At 72.8% G+C, this 17,548-nt stretch carries 15 protein-coding genes; 5 read left to right on the top strand and 10 right to left on the bottom strand.

Annotated elements, in window-relative coordinates; genetic code table 11:
• Together ACNTMW_RS19410 and ACNTMW_RS19405 are read left to right on the top strand one after the other, a co-directional pair.
• Positions 1 to 1,050, top strand: a complete 1,050-nt coding sequence (locus tag ACNTMW_RS19410) for a glycoside hydrolase family 26 protein (protein WP_426635087.1) — start codon at positions 1 to 3, stop codon at positions 1,048 to 1,050.
• Complete coding sequence (locus ACNTMW_RS19405) at positions 1,047 to 2,375, top strand: hypothetical protein (protein ID WP_426635086.1); 1,329 nt, start codon at positions 1,047 to 1,049, stop codon at positions 2,373 to 2,375. Before ACNTMW_RS19410 ends, ACNTMW_RS19405 begins: the two co-directional genes overlap by 4 nt.
• A gap of 27 nt (positions 2,376 to 2,402) precedes the next feature.
• Here ACNTMW_RS19405 and ACNTMW_RS19400 read toward each other — a convergent pair whose 3' ends face one another.
• The 9 genes from ACNTMW_RS19400 to ACNTMW_RS19360 form a co-directional block, all read right to left on the bottom strand.
• Complete coding sequence (locus ACNTMW_RS19400; RefSeq protein WP_426635085.1) at positions 2,403 to 3,338, bottom strand: glycosyltransferase; 936 nt, start codon at positions 3,336 to 3,338, stop codon at positions 2,403 to 2,405.
• Positions 3,335 to 4,885 carry a lipopolysaccharide biosynthesis protein gene (locus tag ACNTMW_RS19395; RefSeq protein ID WP_426635084.1) on the bottom strand — a complete coding sequence of 517 codons (1,551 nt, stop codon included), beginning with the start codon at positions 4,883 to 4,885 and terminating at the stop codon, positions 3,335 to 3,337. The genes ACNTMW_RS19400 and ACNTMW_RS19395 overlap by 4 nt, the downstream gene beginning before the upstream one ends.
• Positions 4,882 to 5,697 carry a DUF1616 domain-containing protein gene (locus ACNTMW_RS19390; protein WP_426635083.1) on the bottom strand — a complete coding sequence of 272 codons (816 nt, stop codon included), beginning with the start codon at positions 5,695 to 5,697 and terminating at the stop codon, positions 4,882 to 4,884. Before ACNTMW_RS19390 ends, ACNTMW_RS19395 begins: the two co-directional genes overlap by 4 nt.
• Positions 5,694 to 7,841, bottom strand: coding sequence for a hypothetical protein (locus tag ACNTMW_RS19385; protein WP_426635082.1), 2,148 nt, complete (start codon positions 7,839 to 7,841; stop codon positions 5,694 to 5,696). Before ACNTMW_RS19385 ends, ACNTMW_RS19390 begins: the two co-directional genes overlap by 4 nt.
• Positions 7,838 to 9,316 carry a glycosyltransferase family 2 protein gene (locus ACNTMW_RS19380; RefSeq protein ID WP_426635081.1) on the bottom strand — a complete coding sequence of 493 codons (1,479 nt, stop codon included), beginning with the start codon at positions 9,314 to 9,316 and terminating at the stop codon, positions 7,838 to 7,840. The genes ACNTMW_RS19385 and ACNTMW_RS19380 overlap by 4 nt, the downstream gene beginning before the upstream one ends.
• Positions 9,313 to 10,290 carry a glycosyltransferase family 2 protein gene (locus ACNTMW_RS19375; protein ID WP_426635080.1) on the bottom strand — a complete coding sequence of 326 codons (978 nt, stop codon included), beginning with the start codon at positions 10,288 to 10,290 and terminating at the stop codon, positions 9,313 to 9,315. The genes ACNTMW_RS19380 and ACNTMW_RS19375 overlap by 4 nt, the downstream gene beginning before the upstream one ends.
• Before the next feature lie 7 nt (positions 10,291 to 10,297).
• On the bottom strand, positions 10,298 to 11,281 hold the full coding sequence (locus ACNTMW_RS19370; RefSeq protein WP_426635079.1) for a glycosyltransferase family 2 protein: 984 nt from the start codon (positions 11,279 to 11,281) through the stop codon (positions 10,298 to 10,300).
• A gap of 798 nt (positions 11,282 to 12,079) precedes the next feature.
• Positions 12,080 to 12,358, bottom strand: a complete 279-nt coding sequence (locus ACNTMW_RS19365) for a hypothetical protein (protein WP_426635078.1) — start codon at positions 12,356 to 12,358, stop codon at positions 12,080 to 12,082.
• A 55-nt stretch (positions 12,359 to 12,413) separates the two neighbouring features.
• The gene (locus ACNTMW_RS19360) at positions 12,414 to 14,243 is read right to left on the bottom strand and encodes an N-acyl-D-amino-acid deacylase family protein (RefSeq protein WP_426635077.1); all 1,830 of its coding nucleotides are present in this window, start codon (positions 14,241 to 14,243) and stop codon (positions 12,414 to 12,416) included.
• 182 nt (positions 14,244 to 14,425) lie between these two features.
• Between ACNTMW_RS19360 and ACNTMW_RS19355 the strand changes: the two genes are divergently transcribed.
• Positions 14,426 to 15,166 carry a MerR family transcriptional regulator gene (locus tag ACNTMW_RS19355; protein WP_426635076.1) on the top strand — a complete coding sequence of 247 codons (741 nt, stop codon included), beginning with the start codon at positions 14,426 to 14,428 and terminating at the stop codon, positions 15,164 to 15,166.
• 98 nt (positions 15,167 to 15,264) lie between these two features.
• On the top strand, positions 15,265 to 15,483 hold the full coding sequence (locus ACNTMW_RS19350; protein WP_426635075.1) for a hypothetical protein: 219 nt from the start codon (positions 15,265 to 15,267) through the stop codon (positions 15,481 to 15,483).
• A 45-nt stretch (positions 15,484 to 15,528) separates the two neighbouring features.
• Here ACNTMW_RS19350 and ACNTMW_RS19345 read toward each other — a convergent pair whose 3' ends face one another.
• Positions 15,529 to 16,317, bottom strand: coding sequence for a sulfite exporter TauE/SafE family protein (locus tag ACNTMW_RS19345; protein ID WP_426635074.1), 789 nt, complete (start codon positions 16,315 to 16,317; stop codon positions 15,529 to 15,531).
• 240 nt (positions 16,318 to 16,557) lie between these two features.
• Here ACNTMW_RS19345 and ACNTMW_RS19340 point away from each other — a divergent pair, with 240 nt between their 5' ends.
• Positions 16,558 to 17,409, top strand: a complete 852-nt coding sequence (locus tag ACNTMW_RS19340; RefSeq protein WP_426635189.1) for an NAD-dependent protein deacetylase — start codon at positions 16,558 to 16,560, stop codon at positions 17,407 to 17,409.
• Positions 17,410 to 17,548: the final 139 nt, after the last annotated feature.

Below are 17,548 nucleotides of genomic sequence, written 5' to 3'. Positions count from 1 at the left end.
GTGACTGCACAATCGACGAGCCGAGGACCCACCGGACGCCGCCGGGCGCCACGTCCGTTGGCCGGCGTCGCCCTCGTCATCGCGATCGTCGCGCTGGTCTCCGGCTGCGCCCGCGCGGAACACACCGCGTCCTGGCGTACCGAGGCGGTGCCGACGGCGCAGCAGGGCGTGGCCGCGGCGGCCACCCCCGACGCGTCGGCAGCGCGGACGAAGGCGCCGCGGCCGGTACCCGACAAGGTGATGCTCGGCGCGTACCTGGACATCGCCGGCATGGACCAGCAGCAGGCCGCCGCGCTGCGGCGCCAGCAGCTCGGCCGCGACCCGCGCATCGTGCACCGGTACTACGCGTGGAACGACCCGCTACCGCAGACGGTGCCGGAACTGCCCGCCGACAGCATCCTGCTGATCTCCTGGGACGGCATGCCCTACCACGCCATCAACAGCGGCGCCGAGGACGACGTGATCATCCGCGCCGCCGACACGCTGGCCAGGTACGGGCACCCGGTCTTCCTGCGCTGGGCATGGGAGATGAACGGCAACTGGTACAGCTGGGGCGGCGCGAAGAACGGCAACGACCCGCGCGGCTTCATCACCGCCTGGCGGCGCGTCCACGACATCTTCGCCGCGCACCACGCCACCAACGTCGCCTGGGTCTGGGGTCCCAACTGCTACTCGCATCCCGAGGCGCCGTGGAACGACATGACCAGCTACTACCCCGGTGACGCCTACGTGGACTGGGTCGCCGTGTCCGGGTACTTCGCCAGCCGGGAGACCCCCGACTACCTGTTCGGGCCGGTCGTGCGCAACTACTCCGGGAAGAAGCCCATCATGATCGCCGAGACCGGTGCGCTGGAGAAGGGCGGTACGGTCAAGGCCGACTGGATCGACCAGCTCACCGACTACGTCACCGCCCATCCCGCGATCGGCGCGCTGGTCTGGTTCGACACCGACAACGACCACGGCAACGGCAAGAACTGGCGCATCGACAGCACGCCCGCCGCTCTGGCCGCCTACCGCAAGCTGGCCACCAACCCCCGGTTCGCCGGATGACCACGGACTCGGGCGGCCCGGCGCGCACGGCCGGGGGGCGCCGGATGCCGGCGCGCGACCGGGTCTGGCTCGACGTCGACAACCTGCGGGTGTTCGGCCCGTTCCACGGCATCACGGCCGACGGGCTGCGCGAGTCGCTGGTGAGCCTGCACGACCGGCAACCGGACGTCCCCGCGGTCTGCGCGGTCGACCGGGGGGCGGCCCGGTGGCGTCCCCTGTCGCGGCCGGACTTCGCCGAGTTCAGCCGGGACCTCGTCGTCGACCTCGATGATCCCGGCCGGTATCCCGGCCGGTATTCCGGCCGCCTCCACCCCGGCCACGGCGACGCCGCCGACGCGGTGACCCGCCGACTGGTCGACGAACCGCTCGGCGACCGCCCGCTGCTGCTGGCCGTCGGCGGCGGCTTCGTCGGCGCGAAGATCTCGCACGCCGTCGGCGACGGCGGGGTGAACAACCGGCTGATCCCGGAACTGCTGCGGGCCACGGCGCAGCGGCGGCCGCCCCGGCCCCCGTTCCCGGCACCCACCCGGCTACCGGTGGTGCGCGGGATGCTCCGCCACTTCGGCCGGCACCCCGCCCGGCTGGTACCCGCCCTGCGGGTCAGCCTGCCACCCGCCGCCCCCGCCGCCCCCGCCGGCGGCGCCACGCGCGCGTGGCACCCCGACGTCAGGTACGTGTCCGTCCGGTCGGGGCACGCGCTGTCCGACATCCGGGCCTGGCGCGACCGCCACGCACCGGGCGTGTCCGCCGCAGCGGTCCTGTTCGCCGCGGCGAGGGTCGCGCTGGCCGACAACGGCCTCACGCCCGGACAGCCGGGCTCGGTCATCCTCTTCGACGCGCGTCGCTACCTGCCGAAAGGCGCCGAGGTGGCCGGCAACTTCTCCTGGGGCCAGTACCTGGAGGCCACCGACGCCACGGATCCGCGCGCCGTGCACGCCCGGCTCGGCGGCGAGGTCGCCTCCGGGCGGCCGATGGCCATGCTCGCGCTGCGCACCGCCCGCCAGACCCTGTGGCCGTCGCACGGCGGGGCGCCCGCCCCGCACGCCGTGCCCGTGGATCCGCGACCGGACCTGACGCTGACGCACATCGGCCGGCTCGACATGTACACCGACCTGCCCTGGGCCGGGCCCGTCGCGGAGCGCCGCAACATCAGCGTGCCGTCCACGAGTGGACCGCAGGCGATCACGTTGTCATTCTCCGAACTGTTCGGCGCGCTCTACCTCAACGCCAGCTTCCACGGCTCGACCTTCGACCCGGCCGCCGTGGCCAGCGCCGTCGACCTGATCTGCCGGGATCCGGTCGCGCTCGTCCACGCCGCCGGGTGACCGTTCGACCCGGACCGGGGCTGCCGGTCAGCGCCGGCCGTGGTACCCGCGGCGCAGTTCGACCTGGCGCAGCAGGCGGGCCAGTGCCATCTCGACCGGCCAGCCGTGCACCCGGCCGGCCGCCCCGACGGCGGCGCGCAGCACCGGCACGGCGGCCCGGTGTACCAGCGGGGCCGCGGCGAGGCCGACGGCCAGCCGGGCCGGGGCGGCCGGCCGGTCGAACAGGTCGTCGGCCGCGACCAGGTCCGGGTAGTTCTCCAGCAGGTAGCGCCGGTCCGCCCCGGCCAGCCAGGCCTGCCGGGTGAAGGCCGCGAGGTCACGGCGGTGCAGATGGGTCGCGGTCAGTGTCCGGTCGAACCGTCCGACCAGCCCGGCCCGCCGGCAGCGCAGGCCGAACTCCTGGTCGGCGTGGTAACCCAGCCGCCGCGGCCCGACCAGCCCGACCCGCAGCGCGTCGGCGCGGCGCATCGAGACGTTCCCCATCCACAGGTGGGTGAGGACCGACGACGGGTCCCGCTCGTACCGGTCGCACATCCGCTCGTACTCGTCGGCGTACAGCAGGGTGGCGAAGTCACCGGGCAGCCGTGCGACCGGCCGCGCGGCCGGCATGTAGCCCAGCACCACGGCGCGGTCGCCGTGGGCGTGCGCCCGGGCATGCCCCTCGGCGAGGCCGGGGCCGGCGGCGATGTCGTCGTCGAGGAACAGCACGACGTCCGATCCGGCGTACTCGGCGCCGGTCTGCCGGGCGGCCGCGTCGCCGCTGTTCTCCTGCCAGATCGGGCACACCCGCGGCTCGGTCTCGGCGAGCTCCTTGAGCAGCTCGTACGACCCGTCGTCGGACCCGTCGACGACCACGACGATCTCCGAGGTGTGCGGATCGGCCGCGATCGCCCGGACGACCGACGCGAGAGCGTCGCGCCGGCGGTAGGTCGGGACGACAACCGACACGGACGGCAGGGTCATCGGGGCTTCCCCTGCCTGGTGTACCCGTCGTCGAGCCGGAACTGGATCGTCGGCGCCTCGCTGAGGGCCGTCCGCTGCCGCGTCGGTACCGCCGGCGGGTATACGGGCGGCGGCGATACGGGCGGCGGTACGTGACGTGGCGGGGCTGCCGGCGACGCGGGTGTCGGTGACGCGGTCGACCGTGGTGTGCCGAGCGCCGCGCGGAGGACCGCGGGCGCCATGACCACACCCTCCAGCATGAAGACTCCCCCGACCCACAGGGCCAGGTTGGTCAGCCCGCCGTGCGACGCACCGTACCACGCGGCGACGAGTTCGCCGGCGCCGGCGAGCAGCGCGTAGACGCTGGCCTGGCGGGCCCGGCCCTGCAACCGGGACACCGCCACGAACAGCTGCCGGACGACCGTCGCCACGAACGTCAACGCGAGGACGGACAGGGCGGTGGAGGCGGTCGCGGCGTACCGCTCGCCGAACGTCATCATGATGGGCCGGGCCAGGAGGGCGACCATGAGCGAGACCGGCATGCCGATGCCCAGCGACACCAGCAGCGCCATCCGCATCTTCCCGCGCAGCGCCACACCGTCGCCGCTGGCGACCGCGAACAGGGTGGTGGCCACGTTGCCGGGGATCATCGCGAGCACCGACAGCACCATCCAGGCGGTGTAGAAGGCCGCGGTGGCGCTGGTCGACAGGACCGCCGTCACGACCAACGGCAGCATCGTGCGCGGCAGGAACAGCGCCAGGTTGAGCAGGTTGTGGTCGAGGGCGTGCCGGCCCAGACCACGCAGCAGCGACAGGTCCGGGCGCACCGACGCCCGGCGGCCCCGGGTGCGCAGCGACAGCGCGAGCAGCCCCACGGACAGGAAGATGCCCGCGACCCAGGTGGCGAGGATGTGGGTGCCGGTCACGGTGACCGGCAGCACCGCGAGCACGACCAGCAGGACCAGCTTGCCGACCGCGAAGTACGCGTTGCGCATCAACTGCAACCGGCCCCGCAGCAGCCCGACGAGGCCCTCGTCGAGCACCAGCGTCGCCGCGTTGACGGACATGCCCACCAGCAGCAGGACGGCCGCCACCGGCGAGCCCAGCGAACTGCGCAGCCCGGGGTTGAGGAAGTAGGCCAGGATCTCGTAGACGATGCCGCCGACCGCGGCGACCGTGCCGGAGACCAGCAGACAGGTGCTGATGAGGTTCCACCGCCGCGCCGCCATCCGGGGCAGCTCCGAGATGAGCAGCGTACCCATGCCGAACATGCCGAGCGTGCCGACCAGCGTCATCGCGGACACGGCGGCGGAGACCGAACCGACCGCGTCGGCCGGGAACAGCCGGGCCGCGACCCACCAGTACGCGAAGCCGAGCGCCGAGGTGAGGACGCTGGTGGCCATCAGCGAACCGGAGTTGCTGAGCAGGTCACCGTTGCGGCGGACGGCCCGCTTCAGGCGGTTGCGCGGAGTGGCCGCGCTGGCGCTCTCGTACACGGTGCGCCAGCGCAGGGCCTGCAGGAGCGGGTCCTCCGAGCCGGTGGCGCTGCCGCTCTGGTAGAACGTCATCCCTTACCGGCCAGGTGCACGCTGCGGTACGGCGTACCGCCGCCGTTGATGAACAGGTCCGCGGTGACCGTGCCGGTCGACGGCACCTCCATCGTCTCCGACCAGGTCGCACCGGCCCGCAGGGCGAACGTGAACGTCCGGGCGAACCCGCTGTCGCCGCCGACGCGGACCGTGTACGCCGTCGCCGCGCCCTCCTCGCACCGCACCGACAGCCGCACCGTCCGCTGGGCCGGCGTGGGTTGGCCGGTGTCGACCGCCGCCGGCACCATCGACAGCCCGGTGAACGGACTACCCGCGGTCTGCGCGCTGCGCACCGCGAGCACCCCGGCGCCCAGGACCGCCAGGACGGCGACGGCGAGCGGGGCGAGTCGCCATGCCGCCGCGTCGACCGTCAGCTTCTCCCGCTCGACGATCAGCACCTGCCCGAACACGGCGGTCTCGGTGGCCGACGTACCGTCCGCGGGGCGGCGGCGCAGCACCGCGGCGACGGCGGCCGCGACCGTGGTCAGGCTCGAGAGCCCGGTCCAGGCGGCGTGCCCCAGCGGGATGCCGACCGCGAACATGGCGAGGCCGCCGACGACGAGCACCGCGAGGCTGAGGGCCACCGGCAGCACGATGCGTTCCACCGCGGACAGGACGCGGTCGGGGAACAGCGCGGCGGTCAGGGCCAGCCCCGGCAGGACGAACGCCAGGAGCAGCCCCGCGGGTACCCGGACGACCGCCGTGGGTACCCAGGTCGCCGCCGCCGCGACCACCGCCCCGGCGGCGGCGACCGAGGGCGCGCCGTAGCGGTGGAGTGCGGCTGGTCTCATGCGCCCCTCACGTCGTATAGCCGGATGTTTCCGCTGTCGTAGACCCGGCTGACCTCCGGGATGTGGTCGAACTTGTCCAGTTTGTCCACGGGTAGCGGGGTCGTGTGCTGCTGCGCCTGGGGATCGACGAGGAAGTAGTTGCCGGACGCGGGAAGTTGCCGTGCCATCCGCACGTCGACCCACAGGTACCCGATCTGCAAAGATTGAAGTATCTGCTGGTCACGTAGGCCCCAGACGGGATCGTAGTACAGCTGCGCCGCCTCGCCCACCGGGTCCTGGCGGCCGTACGTCGACACCAGCGTCAGTCCGGTGAGGTCGGTCGCGAACCGGTTGTGCCAGCCCAGCGCCTCACCGGTCCACCAGGCGGCCGTCACGTTCTCGCCGTCGACGGAGCGCTCGAACCCCGACACCAGGTACGGGCCGGGCAGCTGCCCCCAGTACGCCGGCCAGCCACCGGCCCGGGCGGCCAGCATCAGCAGCGTCGCCATCGCCGCGCCCAGCGGCGCCGGCTGCACCCACCGCGTGTCCACCGTCCACCGGCGCAGCGCCTCCGGCCAGGCCCGCGGCCGCAGGCTGCGGCGCCACTCCACGATGGTCGCGGCCGCGAGCATCGACATCGGGACGTACGTGAAGGTGGACGCCCGACCGGCCAGCTCCGGCCCCTGGGCGCCCATGAACCGCAGGCCGCTGGTGGCGAAGAACGCGACCGAGCCGACCAGGACCGCCCACTGCCAGGCGTCGCGCTCCCGTTTCCGGACCGCCACCCAGCAGGCGCGCGCCAGCAGCACCAGCAGGCTGAGCAGGGCCAGTGCCTGGATCGCGAGCTGCCACAGCGGGTTGCCGGGCGCGACCGACGTCTTCGAGCCGCTGCCCGCGAAGATCTGCGTCAGCGCCGCGAACATCGACTGCACCGGCGCGCTGAGGTAGCCGAGGACCTCGGTGGCGACCAGCAGGATCCAGGCCGCCACGACCGCGGCCGCCGTACCGGCGAGGACCACCGTGCTGCGGCGCGGGTGGCGACCCGGGAAGACCAGGTCGCAGCCGGCCAGCAGCGCGAGCGTACCGACCATCACCATCGCCGTGATGTGGTGTGAGACGGCGACGATCACGACCGACACCACGCCGACGACCGCGTACGGCACGAAGCCCGGCTCCCGCCGGCGCCAGCCGCGGGTGGCCCAGATCGCCAGCATCAAGAACGGCAGCGCCGCGGTCTGGTAGAGGTACATGGCGTTGAAGAACAGGTAGTGCAGGGCCGTCGCGTAGATGACGCAGGTGGCGCCGGCCAGCGACGGGGAGCCGCCGCCCGCGCGGACCATCATGAACAGCGCGCCGACGAACACCAGGCGCAGGACCCCGGCGACGAGCAGGCCGGCGTCGGTCACCGACAGGCCGGTCAGCGAGACCACGGCGGAGCCCATCTCCTCCAGTCCGGGGAAGTGCGCGGCAACCGGCAGCGCGCTGTTGGGCTCGAACAGCCGGCCGGTCTCCACCACGAGCGTGGTGGACAGCCAGTGCTGCAGTTCGTCGGGGAACCGGAACTGGTCCGGGCTGTACATCCACTTGAGCATGTACTGGTTGACGGCAAGGCCCATGACGAGAAGGAACGACTCGGCCACGCCGGTCAGCCGGGGCGACAGCAGGCGGTACACCACCGGGGTGTAGACGACCACCTGGCCGGCCCAGTAGAACGCACCGGCCCAGCCCAGTCCGGCGCGGGCCCCGGCGTACGCGAAGGCCACCAGCACCACGCCGGCGGCCGACAGCGCGAGCAGTTGCGGTGCCAGTCCGAGCACCGGGAGCGTGACGATTCGCGGGGGGCGCCGCGCGTGGGCCCGCCTGCGGACCTGCTCCGGCTGCCGGGGACGAGGGATCCGCGCCAGGGCCGCCCGTACCCGCCGGGGCGGCACCGCCACCTTCGGGATGACGACGGTCTGGTCGCTCCGGGGCCGCGGGATGACGGCGGTCTCGTCACCGCGTGGACGCGGGATGACGGCGGTCTCGTCACCGCGTGGACGCGGGATGACGGCGGTCTCATCGCCGCGCGGGACGGGCGCGGCCGGGCCGGTGGGCCTGAAGGCGATCGTCTCGGCCGGCTCCCGGGGCGCTCGGTCGTCGGGCCGCCCGGGCTGCGGGGCGGTCACGACCTGTCCGGCCCCGCGCCCGGCCGCCGGTCGTCGGAACGACCGGGACGCGGTTGGCGGTCACGCGGTTGACGGTCATGCGGTTGACGGTCATGCGGTTGACGGTCATGCGGTTGACGGTTACGCAGTCGACGGTTACGCACCCGACCCTGGAGGTACCGGAACGGACCGGTCAGCATGCCGCGCCGGTTGGCGCCCATCAACTCGCGCGGGAAGTCCGCCTCCAGGCCCGCCGAGCGCAGGCTGTCGTCGGCGGTGAGGTCGCGCAGCGCCGTGGGGACCAGGCGCAGCAGCGGTACCAGCACCTTCGGGTCGGCCAGCACCAGGCTCAGGTACGCGGCGGTCAGACCGGCGCCGTACCCGACCATCTGGCGGCGCAGCCCGTCGAGGTCACGCCGGTGGTAGTGCCAGGTCACCGCCGTCGGCTGGTACACGATCGTGCCGCCGCCCAGCAGGACCCGGGTGAACGCGAGAGTGTCCTCCGAGCCCATGGCCGGGGTACCCGCACCGAGCGCCGGATCGAAGCCGCCGATACGCTCGATCACGCCGGGCCGGAACGTCATGTTCGCACCGGTGCCGAACGGCGGCAGCGGGTACAGCGGGCTCTGCAGGTGGGCGGTGGCCGGCGAGAAGACGGCCGGGGTGAAGCCACGCCCCTTGCTGTGCCCGCCGAACTGCTCGAACCACACCTGGACGCGGGTCTCCAACTCCGCCGGCACGATCACCCCGGACACCACGTCCGCCTCGGGATGGTCGGCCAGCGCCCGGGCCACCTCGGCGAGCCAGTGCGGGTCGGCGACCTCGTCGTCGTCGATCCAGGCCAGGATCTCACCGCCGGCAGCCGCGACCGCCGCGTTACGGGCGTGCGACAGGCCGGGCAGCGGGGCCACGAGATACTCCACCGGGCCGCGGTTCGCGGCCTCCTTGACGACCCGCTCGGTCGCGTCGGTGACCGGGGCGTTGTCGACGACGAGGACCCGCAGCCGCGGGTACTCCTGGGCGAGCAGGCTGTCCAGGCAGCGGGCCAGCGGCTCGGGGCGTTCACGGGTGCAGACCACGACCGTGACGGGTGGCGCGTCGCGCAGTACCTCCGCGCGCCGGGCGAGGAACGCCGGCACCCCGGCGACCGGTACTCCGCCGACGGGAAGAGCGTCGCCGACCGCCACCCCGGCGGCGGTCAACCGGGCCCGGACGGCCGGGCCGTGGGCGGCCTCCACCGCGGCGGCGATGTCGGCCGGGGCCAACCCGGTGTCGGGCACGTCGACCGTGACCGATCCGATCGGTTCGTCGAACACGCGTACCAGCAGCCAGACCCGCTCCACCCGGCGGCCGTCCGGGTCGTACGCGGCGAACGTCGGTAACGGCCGGCTGACCTCCACCTCGCGCACCAGCGCGGGCACCCGCCGGTCGGCGCCAGGTTCCGGGGCGCCGGCGCCGTCGGTGCGGTCGCCGGTCACCGGGGCCCGGCCGGTCATTCGCCGGCTCCCGCGCCCACCGGCGCCGTGGCGGGCCGGACCCGGGCGGGGCGCTGCTGCCCGCGTACCAGTTCGACCGCGCCGCCCACGGCGGCCGCGGCGACGCCGGCCACGACCACCCCGGCCCTCGCCGCGTTGGCGGCGCCCCGGCCGCGTACGGCGTCGGCCAGTCCACGGCCGACGGCCCGGGGCAGGGTACGGGTGAGGTAGCCGCGTTCGGAGTCCAGGCTCTCCCGGCCGGTGTTGAGCCGCGCCATCTCCACCTTGCCGCGACCTTCCTGGTAGCAGCGGTGCAGGAAGAACCGGAACCGGGTGCGCTCGGCGGGTACCGGGTGGTCGATCCGCGCGTGCGGCACGTACATCCAGTGCCCGCCGCTGGCGCTGCTCATCCGGATGCACAGGTCGGTGTCCTCCGGCCGGCTGCGGTCGCCGACCTTGCCGAACCCGACCCGGAAGCCGTCGACCAGATCGAACACGTCACGGCGGACGGCCATGCTGGCCGACCACACGTTGCGCACCGGCGCGACCTCGGTGGGCATGCCCGTGTACGACCCGCCCACCGCCCACAGGAACTCGTCGGGGAACCACGCCGGCCGTGGCCGCTCCCAGGCTGGCGAGATCGCCCCGCCGGTACCGACCACGGCCGGATCGGCGAACGGCGCCACGAGCCCGGCGAGCCAGCCGGGATGGGCGTGGGCGTCGTCGTCGAGCAGCGCCACGATCTCGGTGGAGGTGTGCAGCACGCCGGTGTTGCGGTTGCCGGACACTCCGCGCTGGAACCGGTTGGCCAGTACGGTCACGCCCGACAGTTCACGGCGGGCCCGCTCGTACAGCGCCTCGTTGTGGTCGACGGCGACCACGACCTCCACCGGCCGGGGCCGCTGCGCGAACACCGACTCGACCGCGTTGACAAGCTGTGGCCAGCGCTGTTCGGTGTGGCAGGGGATGACGACGCTGACCGCCGGGTCGTTCATGGTGCGGCTACTCCTCAGCGGTCACGGCGTGGACACCACGACGTGACCGTGTCGCAGCCCGGCTCTGAGCCGGGATCGTCAGCGGCGGAAGGGCGGCGACGGGCCGCTCAGCCACCGGGAACTCAGCCACCGGAGCCGAGGGAACCTCAGGCTCGGGAGCCACGGGACGCTCCGCGGCGTGGGCGGGCGCGGCGGCTTCGCCAGCCGGCCTGAGCGTGGCAGGTCCGGGCTTCTCGCGCCGGAACTCCCGGATGATCGTGCGCAACACCCGGATGCCGTCGCTGACCGCGTTGAGGTTGCTGACACCGTGCAGGCGCGGGAACTCGACGCTCGCCACCTCCTGGATGCGCAGCTTGTGCCGGGCCGCCCGGACGGTTATCAACGTCTCGATCTCGAACCCGTCGCCCCAGAGCTTCTGCCCGTCGCTCGCCGGGGGCAGGTCCACTGAGGGCAGATCGAGGTGCGGCACAGCGCTGCGCCAGAAGGCGTTGTAGCCGTAGCACAGGTCGGTGAACCGGGTGCCGAACAGCAGGTTCACGATGCCGTTGAGTCCGTAGTTGCCCAGCCGCCGCAGCCGGGTGATGTCGTGGCTGCCGCCGCCCGGACGGAACCGGGAGCCCTTGGCGTAGTCGGCACCGGCCAGCAGGGCATCGATGAAGCGTGGGATCTCCGCCGGATCGGTCGACCCGTCGGCATCGATCATCACCAGGATGTCGCCGGTACTCGCGGCGAAACCACAGGCCAGCGCGTTGCCCTTGCCGGTGCGGGTCTGGTGCACCACCTTGAGCGCCGGGTGCAGTTCGCGGGCCACCTCGACGGTCCGGTCGACGGAGCCGCCGTCGACCAGGACCACCTCGGAGATGCCCTTCGGTAGCCGCTCGAACACGTACGGGAGGTTCTGCTCCTCGTTCAGGGCGGGGACGATGACACTGACGGTTGGGGATCGGCCTTCGTACGTGGACTCAACACCCGTGCCGAACGCACGATTCATCAGCCAAACCCTCCAGCTGTCACCCCAAGGGAGCACGCCAGCAGCTCCCACAACCCGAACGGTCGATCACCGCAGAATGCGACGTTGGCACCAATCGCGGAATCACCGCAATAGACGATTCGGCCATCGATCCGGCCACCTTCCGACCGCCCGTTACACGCGGTCGCCATCCCCTTTCGCCCAGCGCAAAATGCCCGCCGACAATACCTCCCTCGAGCGGGCACCAGGAGCCTAGGTACGCAATTCGCACAAGAACAGGGGACCCGTCTCCAAGTGCGACGTGAGATATATCACTAGGGGTCGAATTGACGGGACATATCGTCCTAATCGGGCAACGAGTAACACAATGTCCGTAAGTGAATAATGAGAATTAGGCACCTATACCGCTCTTCATGGAAACAACTTCCCCGAGATCCGCCACCGCACGGTCATCATTCCGCCCCGCTCCACCCACGCCCCGGACCTCCGCCGGAGCGGACCCGCCGGAGTAGGCCCGCCGGACCGCGGCCGACAGTTACGCGGTCGACAGACACGCGGTCGACGCCACTCACCGATGAACCCATCGGAAGCGACCCTTTTCGCGATGCGCCAGGCTATATACACAAAGCAACGTTCAATAAACGCGAAGTAATCAAGCCCCTCCGGTCCTACCGCATTAACCACGGCCACCGGCGGGCACCAACGCCCATTCAGAGCAGCAAATACAGCAAGCCGTTATCGCCAAATTACTCGCAGTGATACATGAATGATCGACAAATTCGACCGAGACGAACACGCAGAGTACTGTCTCCGGCTCCGTTATACCCTGTCGGCCGGCCCCGGGCGCGCCAACCGGCCGCCGGATCCCCGGCGTGGGGCCGCCGCCGACCGGGCGACCAGCGTGCCGACCCGGGCCACCTGCCGCGCCGCCGACCGGGCGACCAGCGTGCCGACCCGGGCCACCTGCCGCGCCGCCGACCGGGCGACCAGCGCGCCGACCCGGGCCACCTGCCGCGCCGCCGACCGGGCGACCAGCGCGCCGACCCGGGCCACCTGCCGCGCCGCCGACCGGGCGACCAGCGCGCCGACCCGGGCCACCTGCCGCGCCGCCGACCGGGTTGGCCGTCTCGCCGCCCGCCGGGGCGCGTCCGGGTCAGGATGACCGCAACCGGCGCCCAGCCCTCCGTCCAAGGTAGACGCCGTCACGCACGACCAGTTCACCGTTGCACACCACCCAGTCGACACCGCCCGGCGGGCGCGTCGACACGCGGTAGTCGGCCCGGTCGGCGACCGTCCGCGGATCGAAGGCGACCAGGTCAGCGGCCATGCCCGGGGCCACGATCCCACGGTCGGCCAGGCCGAAGGTACGCGCCGGCAGCGAGGTCATCTTGCGTACCGCGTCGGCGAGGTCGAGGTCGCCCCGGTCCCGCACGTACCGGGCGAGAATGCGCGGGAACGTCCCGTACATGCGCGGGTGCGGCCGACCGCCGAGCCCCGGCGGCAACCCGTCCGAGCCGATCATCGTCTCCGGATGGGTGAGCGCGACGACCAGATCCTCCTCCCGCATCGAGTGCAGGATCACGCTCACCTTCAGCTCCTCGGCGCACAGCACCTCGACGAGTGCGTCGAACGGGTCGCCGCCGGACTCCGCCGCCACCTGCGCCAGCGACAACCCCTCGTACCGGTGGCTGGCCGTCGACGCGATGACGACGCCGTCCCAGCCGGCGTCCCGGACGTGGTTGTCCCACCCCGGGTCGGTGTACTGAGGGTCGGTGTACTGAGGGTCGGCGCGCTCGAGGTCGGCGCGCAGCCGCTCGAGCGCGCGCCGGTCGACCAGGCGGCGCAGGACGTCCGCGTCGCTTCCGGTGGCGAACCACGGCGGCAGGGCCACCGTGAGCGTCGTGCTGCCGGCGGTGTACGGGTACACGTCGTGGCGGACCGGTACGCCACGCGCCCGGGCGGCGTCGAGCAGGGCGATCGCCTCGGGCATCCGTCCCCAGGCCGGCCGGCCGGACGCCTTGAGGTGTGAGACCTGCACCGGGCACCCCGCCCGTTCCCCGATGTGTACCGCTTCGGCGAGGCTGGCCAGCAGTTGCCGGCCTTCGCTTCGCAGGTGCGTGACGTACGGCCGGCCCGATGGCAGCCGGCGGGCCAGCGCGACCAGTTCGGCGGTGCGGGCGTACCGGCCCGGTGGGTAGATCAGCCCCGTGGACAGCCCGCACGCGCCCGCGTCGACCGCCTCGTCGAGCAGCCGGCCCATCGCCGCAAGCTGGTCGGCGTTCGGGGCGGACCCGGCCAGCCCCAGGACGGCCGCCCGCAGTGCGTGGTGACCGACGAGTGGCGCGTAGTTGGTGACGTATCCGGCGGCGTCGGTGGCCGCGAGCAACTCCCCGAACCTGCCCCACGACCACGGTACGGGCGGGAAGAGCCGCCGACTGAACTCCTCGGTGGCCGGGGCGGTCACGGGCAGCCGGGGCGCGAGACTGAACCCGCAGTTGCCGACGACCTCGGTGGTGACCCCTTGGAGGATCTTGGAGGTGTCGTCGGCGTCCAGGAACGGAGCGTTGTCGGCGTGCGAATGGACGTCGATGAAGCCGGGCGCGACGATACGGCCGGCAGCCTCGAGGATCAGGCCGCCCGCCGCGAGGACCCGCTCGGCCACCCCGCTGGGCGGACCGGCCGCCCCGGTCCGTTCGGTCGGGCGAGCCGGAGAAGCGTCGCCGGGTTCCAGGACCGCCTCGATCACATCGTGCCGCACCAGGATGTCCGCCCGGCGGGCCGGCGCCCCGGTGCCGTCGAGCACGTCCGCTCCGCGGACCAGGAGCCGGCGCGCTCCGCGGACCAGGAGCCGGCGCGCTCCGCGGACCAGGAGCCAGCGCGCTCCGCCGACCAGGGGCCAGCGCCCTCCGCGGGCCGCGGGCCAGCGCGCTCCGCGGGCCGCGGGCACATCCGTGGCGCGGACCGGGTGGTCCGGGTCCCCCATGACCGGATCCTACGGCCGCTGGCAGCACCCGGACAGCTACCGGAAGCCGACGGTTGACATTGACGCTGCGTCAACTTCTAACCTGGTCGTATCGACGGCTCAGGAAGACGGCGGCAGCAGGAGACGGCGCCAGCAAGGACACAGCGACGTCGGGGAGACGACGTCAGGAAGGGGAAGCGGCGGTGGAGTGGTCGATCCAGGAGATCGCGCGCCTGGCCGGCACCACCAGCCGGACGCTGCGCCACTACGACCGGACCGGGCTGCTTCAACCGAGCCGGGTCGGCACCAACGGGTACCGCTACTACGACCAGGACGGCCTGGTCCGGCTCCAGCGAATCCTGCTGTTGCGGGAACTGGGGCTCGGCCTGCCCGCCATCGCCGAGGTACTCGACGGTCAGCGGGACACGGTCGCGGCCCTGCGGACCCACCTGCGGTTGCTGGAGTCCGAGCGGGAACGCATCGGACGCCAGATCGAGTCGGTGAGGACGACCCTGCGGAAGACGGAAGGAGGTGAGCAACTGATGGCGGAGGAAGTGTTCGACGGGTTCGACCACACCAGGTACGAGCAGGAGGTGACCGAGCGCTGGGGCCGGGCGGCCTACGAGAAGGGTGACCGGTGGTGGCGCTCGCTCAGCGACGCCGAGAAGAAGGCGTACCAGCAGCGGCACCTCGAAATCGCGCAGGACTACGGCCGGGCGTTCCTGGCCGGTGGGTCCGCCGACGGCGACGAGGTGCAGGACATTGTCCGGCGCCACGTCGAGTGGCTGTCGGTCACGATGAACCCGACGAAGGAGTACGTGATCGGGCTGGGCGAGATGTACGTCGCCGACCCGCGTTTCGCGGCCAACTACGACCGGCACGGCGCCGGTACGGCCGCGTTCGTGCGTGACGCCATGAAGGTCTACGCCGAGCGCAACCTGTGACGGATCGCGGTGGGCGGGGCTGCAGACCCGTCCCCCGCTCGTCCGAATGTCCCCGGAGAAGATCTCAATCGGCAGCGGGCCCTGCCGATGAGTGGCGCATGGCTGCCGAAGACGCACCGGTGTACCGGATGAACCCGGCCGAGATGATGTCGGCGTACGCGGTCCGCGTGACGTGCGCCGGCGAGGACGTCACCGTGGAGCTCAGCGGGAGCGCCGACGCGGCACCCGCCCCGCGACGGTCTGCCGGGCAGGTCACCTACGTGCACGGCGCCGCGTACCCCACCGCTCTCCCCTCGGCCGACCGCTACGCGGCCTAGGGTCCCGGTCGCCGGCGGTTCCGGTCCACGGCACCCGATTGCCGGTCAGCGCATCGCCAGGTGCGCGGCGACGACCAGCCCCAGGGCGACCACGAGCCCGCGCAGAACCCCGCTGGGCAGCCGGCGGCCGATACGGGCACCGAGCTGCCCGCCGACGGCCGCGCCGGCGCCGATGAGCGCGACGACCCCCCAGTCCAGGTGCCCGACCGCCCGGTTCAGGTGCCCGACGGTGAGGAAGACGAGCGCGGCGGCGAGGTTCGCCGCGGTGACAGCGGCGTTCTTCAGCGCGTTCACGACCTGGAGGTCGTCGTCGATGCCGAGGGCGAGCAGCGCGAGGAGAATGACTCCCTGCCCGGCGCCGAAGTAGCCGCCGTATACGCCGAGCAGGCCGGTCAGGACGGTGAGCAGCAACGGCATCCGGCGACGCGCCGGAGCGGCACGCCGGTCCGATCGCGCCCGTAACCACCGGGCCAGGGTGGGCTGCGCCGCCATCAGCCCCGTGGCCGTCAGCACCAGGACGGGTACGACGGCCTCGAACGCCGCGGCCGGCAGCACCAGGAGCAGGACCGCCCCGATGACGCCGCCGGCGAGGCTCGCCGCGACCAGCGGACGCAGCCGCGGCGCCTGCCCGGCCAGCTCGCGCCGGTAACCCAGCGTCGCGCTCAGGCCACCCACCACCAGCCCGGTCGTGTTCGACGCGTTCGCCACGACCGGCGGCACACCGACCGCGAGCAGCGCAGGGAAACTGATCAGCGACCCGGTCCCCACGACCGTGTTGATCGTGCCCGCCACGAGCCCGGCGAGGAGTACGACGACCGCATGGATGGAAGTCACGGTAACTAGGTAACTACGTCGTTGTCCCGGTACACACCGAAGCGTCGGCCCCGTCGCGTACGCCACGTCCGTCCCGGTCCGGCACCGGTGACCGTGTCGGTGAGGCAGCATGGACGGGTGATCGAAGCGGCAGCGGGCATCGGAACGACGGCGGGTATCGAGGCGACGCCGGGTATCGAGGTGACGGCGGGTGTCGAGGTGACGCCGGGTATCGAGGTGACGGCGGGTGTCGAGGTGACGGTGCCGTCGCCGACAGACCCGGTGTCCGCGCTGGCGGAGCTGGTGGCCGGCGGTGGGGTCGTGGTCCTCAGCGGCGCGGGGCTGTCGACCGAGTCGGGGATCCCGGACTACCGGGGGCCCAGCGGCACGCTGCTGCGCGGCACCCCGATGACCTACCAGACGTTCACCGGCGACCCGGCCGCGCGGCGCCGGTACTGGGCCCGCAGCCATGTCGGGTGGCGCACGATCGCCCGTGCGTACCCGAACGCCGGTCACCGCGCCGTCGCCGACCTCCAGCGGCTCGGGCTGGTCACCGGCATCGTGACGCAGAACGTCGACGGCCTGCACCAGGCCGGCGGTGCCCGTGACGTCGTCGAGCTGCACGGCAGCCTGGACCGGGTCGTCTGCCTGACCTGCGGCGACCGGCTCGCCCGGGAGGAGCTGGACCGCCGCCTGCGCGAGGCCAACCCGGACTTCGACGCAACCGCCACCGCGGTGAACCCGGACGGCGACGTCGTCCTGGCCGACGAGGACGTCGCGCGGTTCCGGATCGTCGACTGCCAGGTGTGTGACGGCGGGATGCTCAAGCCCGACGTGGTCTTCTTCGGCGAGACGGTCCCCGCCGAGCGGGTACAGCGGTGCTTCGCGCTGGTGGAGAGCGCGCGGCTGCTGCTCGTCCTCGGGTCGTCGTTGACCGTGATGTCGGGGCGCCGGTTCGTGCTGCGCGCCGCCAAGCTCGGCATTCCGGTGGCGATCGTGAACCGGGGTGTGACCCGGGGCGACGCCTACGCGACGTGCACCGTCGACGGTCGGCTGGGGACCGTGCTGCCCGAGCTGGTCCGGCACAACACTCCGTCCGGGATACCCACCTGACCCGATCCTTGCCGCAGCGTCAGGTGTCGCGGCGCCAGGTGTCTCGGCGCCAGGTGTGGCGGCGCCAGGTGTCTCGGGGCCAGGTGTCTCGGCGTCCCCGTCCCACCCCTCGAGGGCGGAGGCGACCTTCCCGTGCGGC

The sequence above is a fragment of the Planosporangium spinosum genome (genome assembly GCF_049999945.1).
GTDB lineage: Bacteria > Actinomycetota > Actinomycetes > Mycobacteriales > Micromonosporaceae > Planosporangium > Planosporangium spinosum.
This window is presented reverse-complemented; position numbering and strand designations above follow the sequence as displayed.

Coding starts and splice junctions, on each gene's coding strand:
- ACNTMW_RS19375 (WP_426635080.1), bottom strand. CDS start 10,290: ATGAACGACCCGGCGGTCAGCGTCGTCATCCCCTGCCACACCGAACAG.
- ACNTMW_RS19370 (WP_426635079.1), bottom strand. CDS start 11,281: ATGAATCGTGCGTTCGGCACGGGTGTTGAGTCCACGTACGAAGGCCGA.
- ACNTMW_RS19400 (WP_426635085.1), bottom strand. CDS start 3,338: ATGACCCTGCCGTCCGTGTCGGTTGTCGTCCCGACCTACCGCCGGCGC.
- ACNTMW_RS19380 (WP_426635081.1), bottom strand. CDS start 9,316: ATGACCGGCCGGGCCCCGGTGACCGGCGACCGCACCGACGGCGCCGGC.
- ACNTMW_RS19350 (WP_426635075.1), top strand. CDS start 15,265: ATGGCTGCCGAAGACGCACCGGTGTACCGGATGAACCCGGCCGAGATG.
- ACNTMW_RS19395 (WP_426635084.1), bottom strand. CDS start 4,885: ATGACGTTCTACCAGAGCGGCAGCGCCACCGGCTCGGAGGACCCGCTC.
- ACNTMW_RS19405 (WP_426635086.1), top strand. CDS start 1,047: ATGACCACGGACTCGGGCGGCCCGGCGCGCACGGCCGGGGGGCGCCGG.
- ACNTMW_RS19360 (WP_426635077.1), bottom strand. CDS start 14,243: ATGGGGGACCCGGACCACCCGGTCCGCGCCACGGATGTGCCCGCGGCC.
- ACNTMW_RS19390 (WP_426635083.1), bottom strand. CDS start 5,697: ATGAGACCAGCCGCACTCCACCGCTACGGCGCGCCCTCGGTCGCCGCC.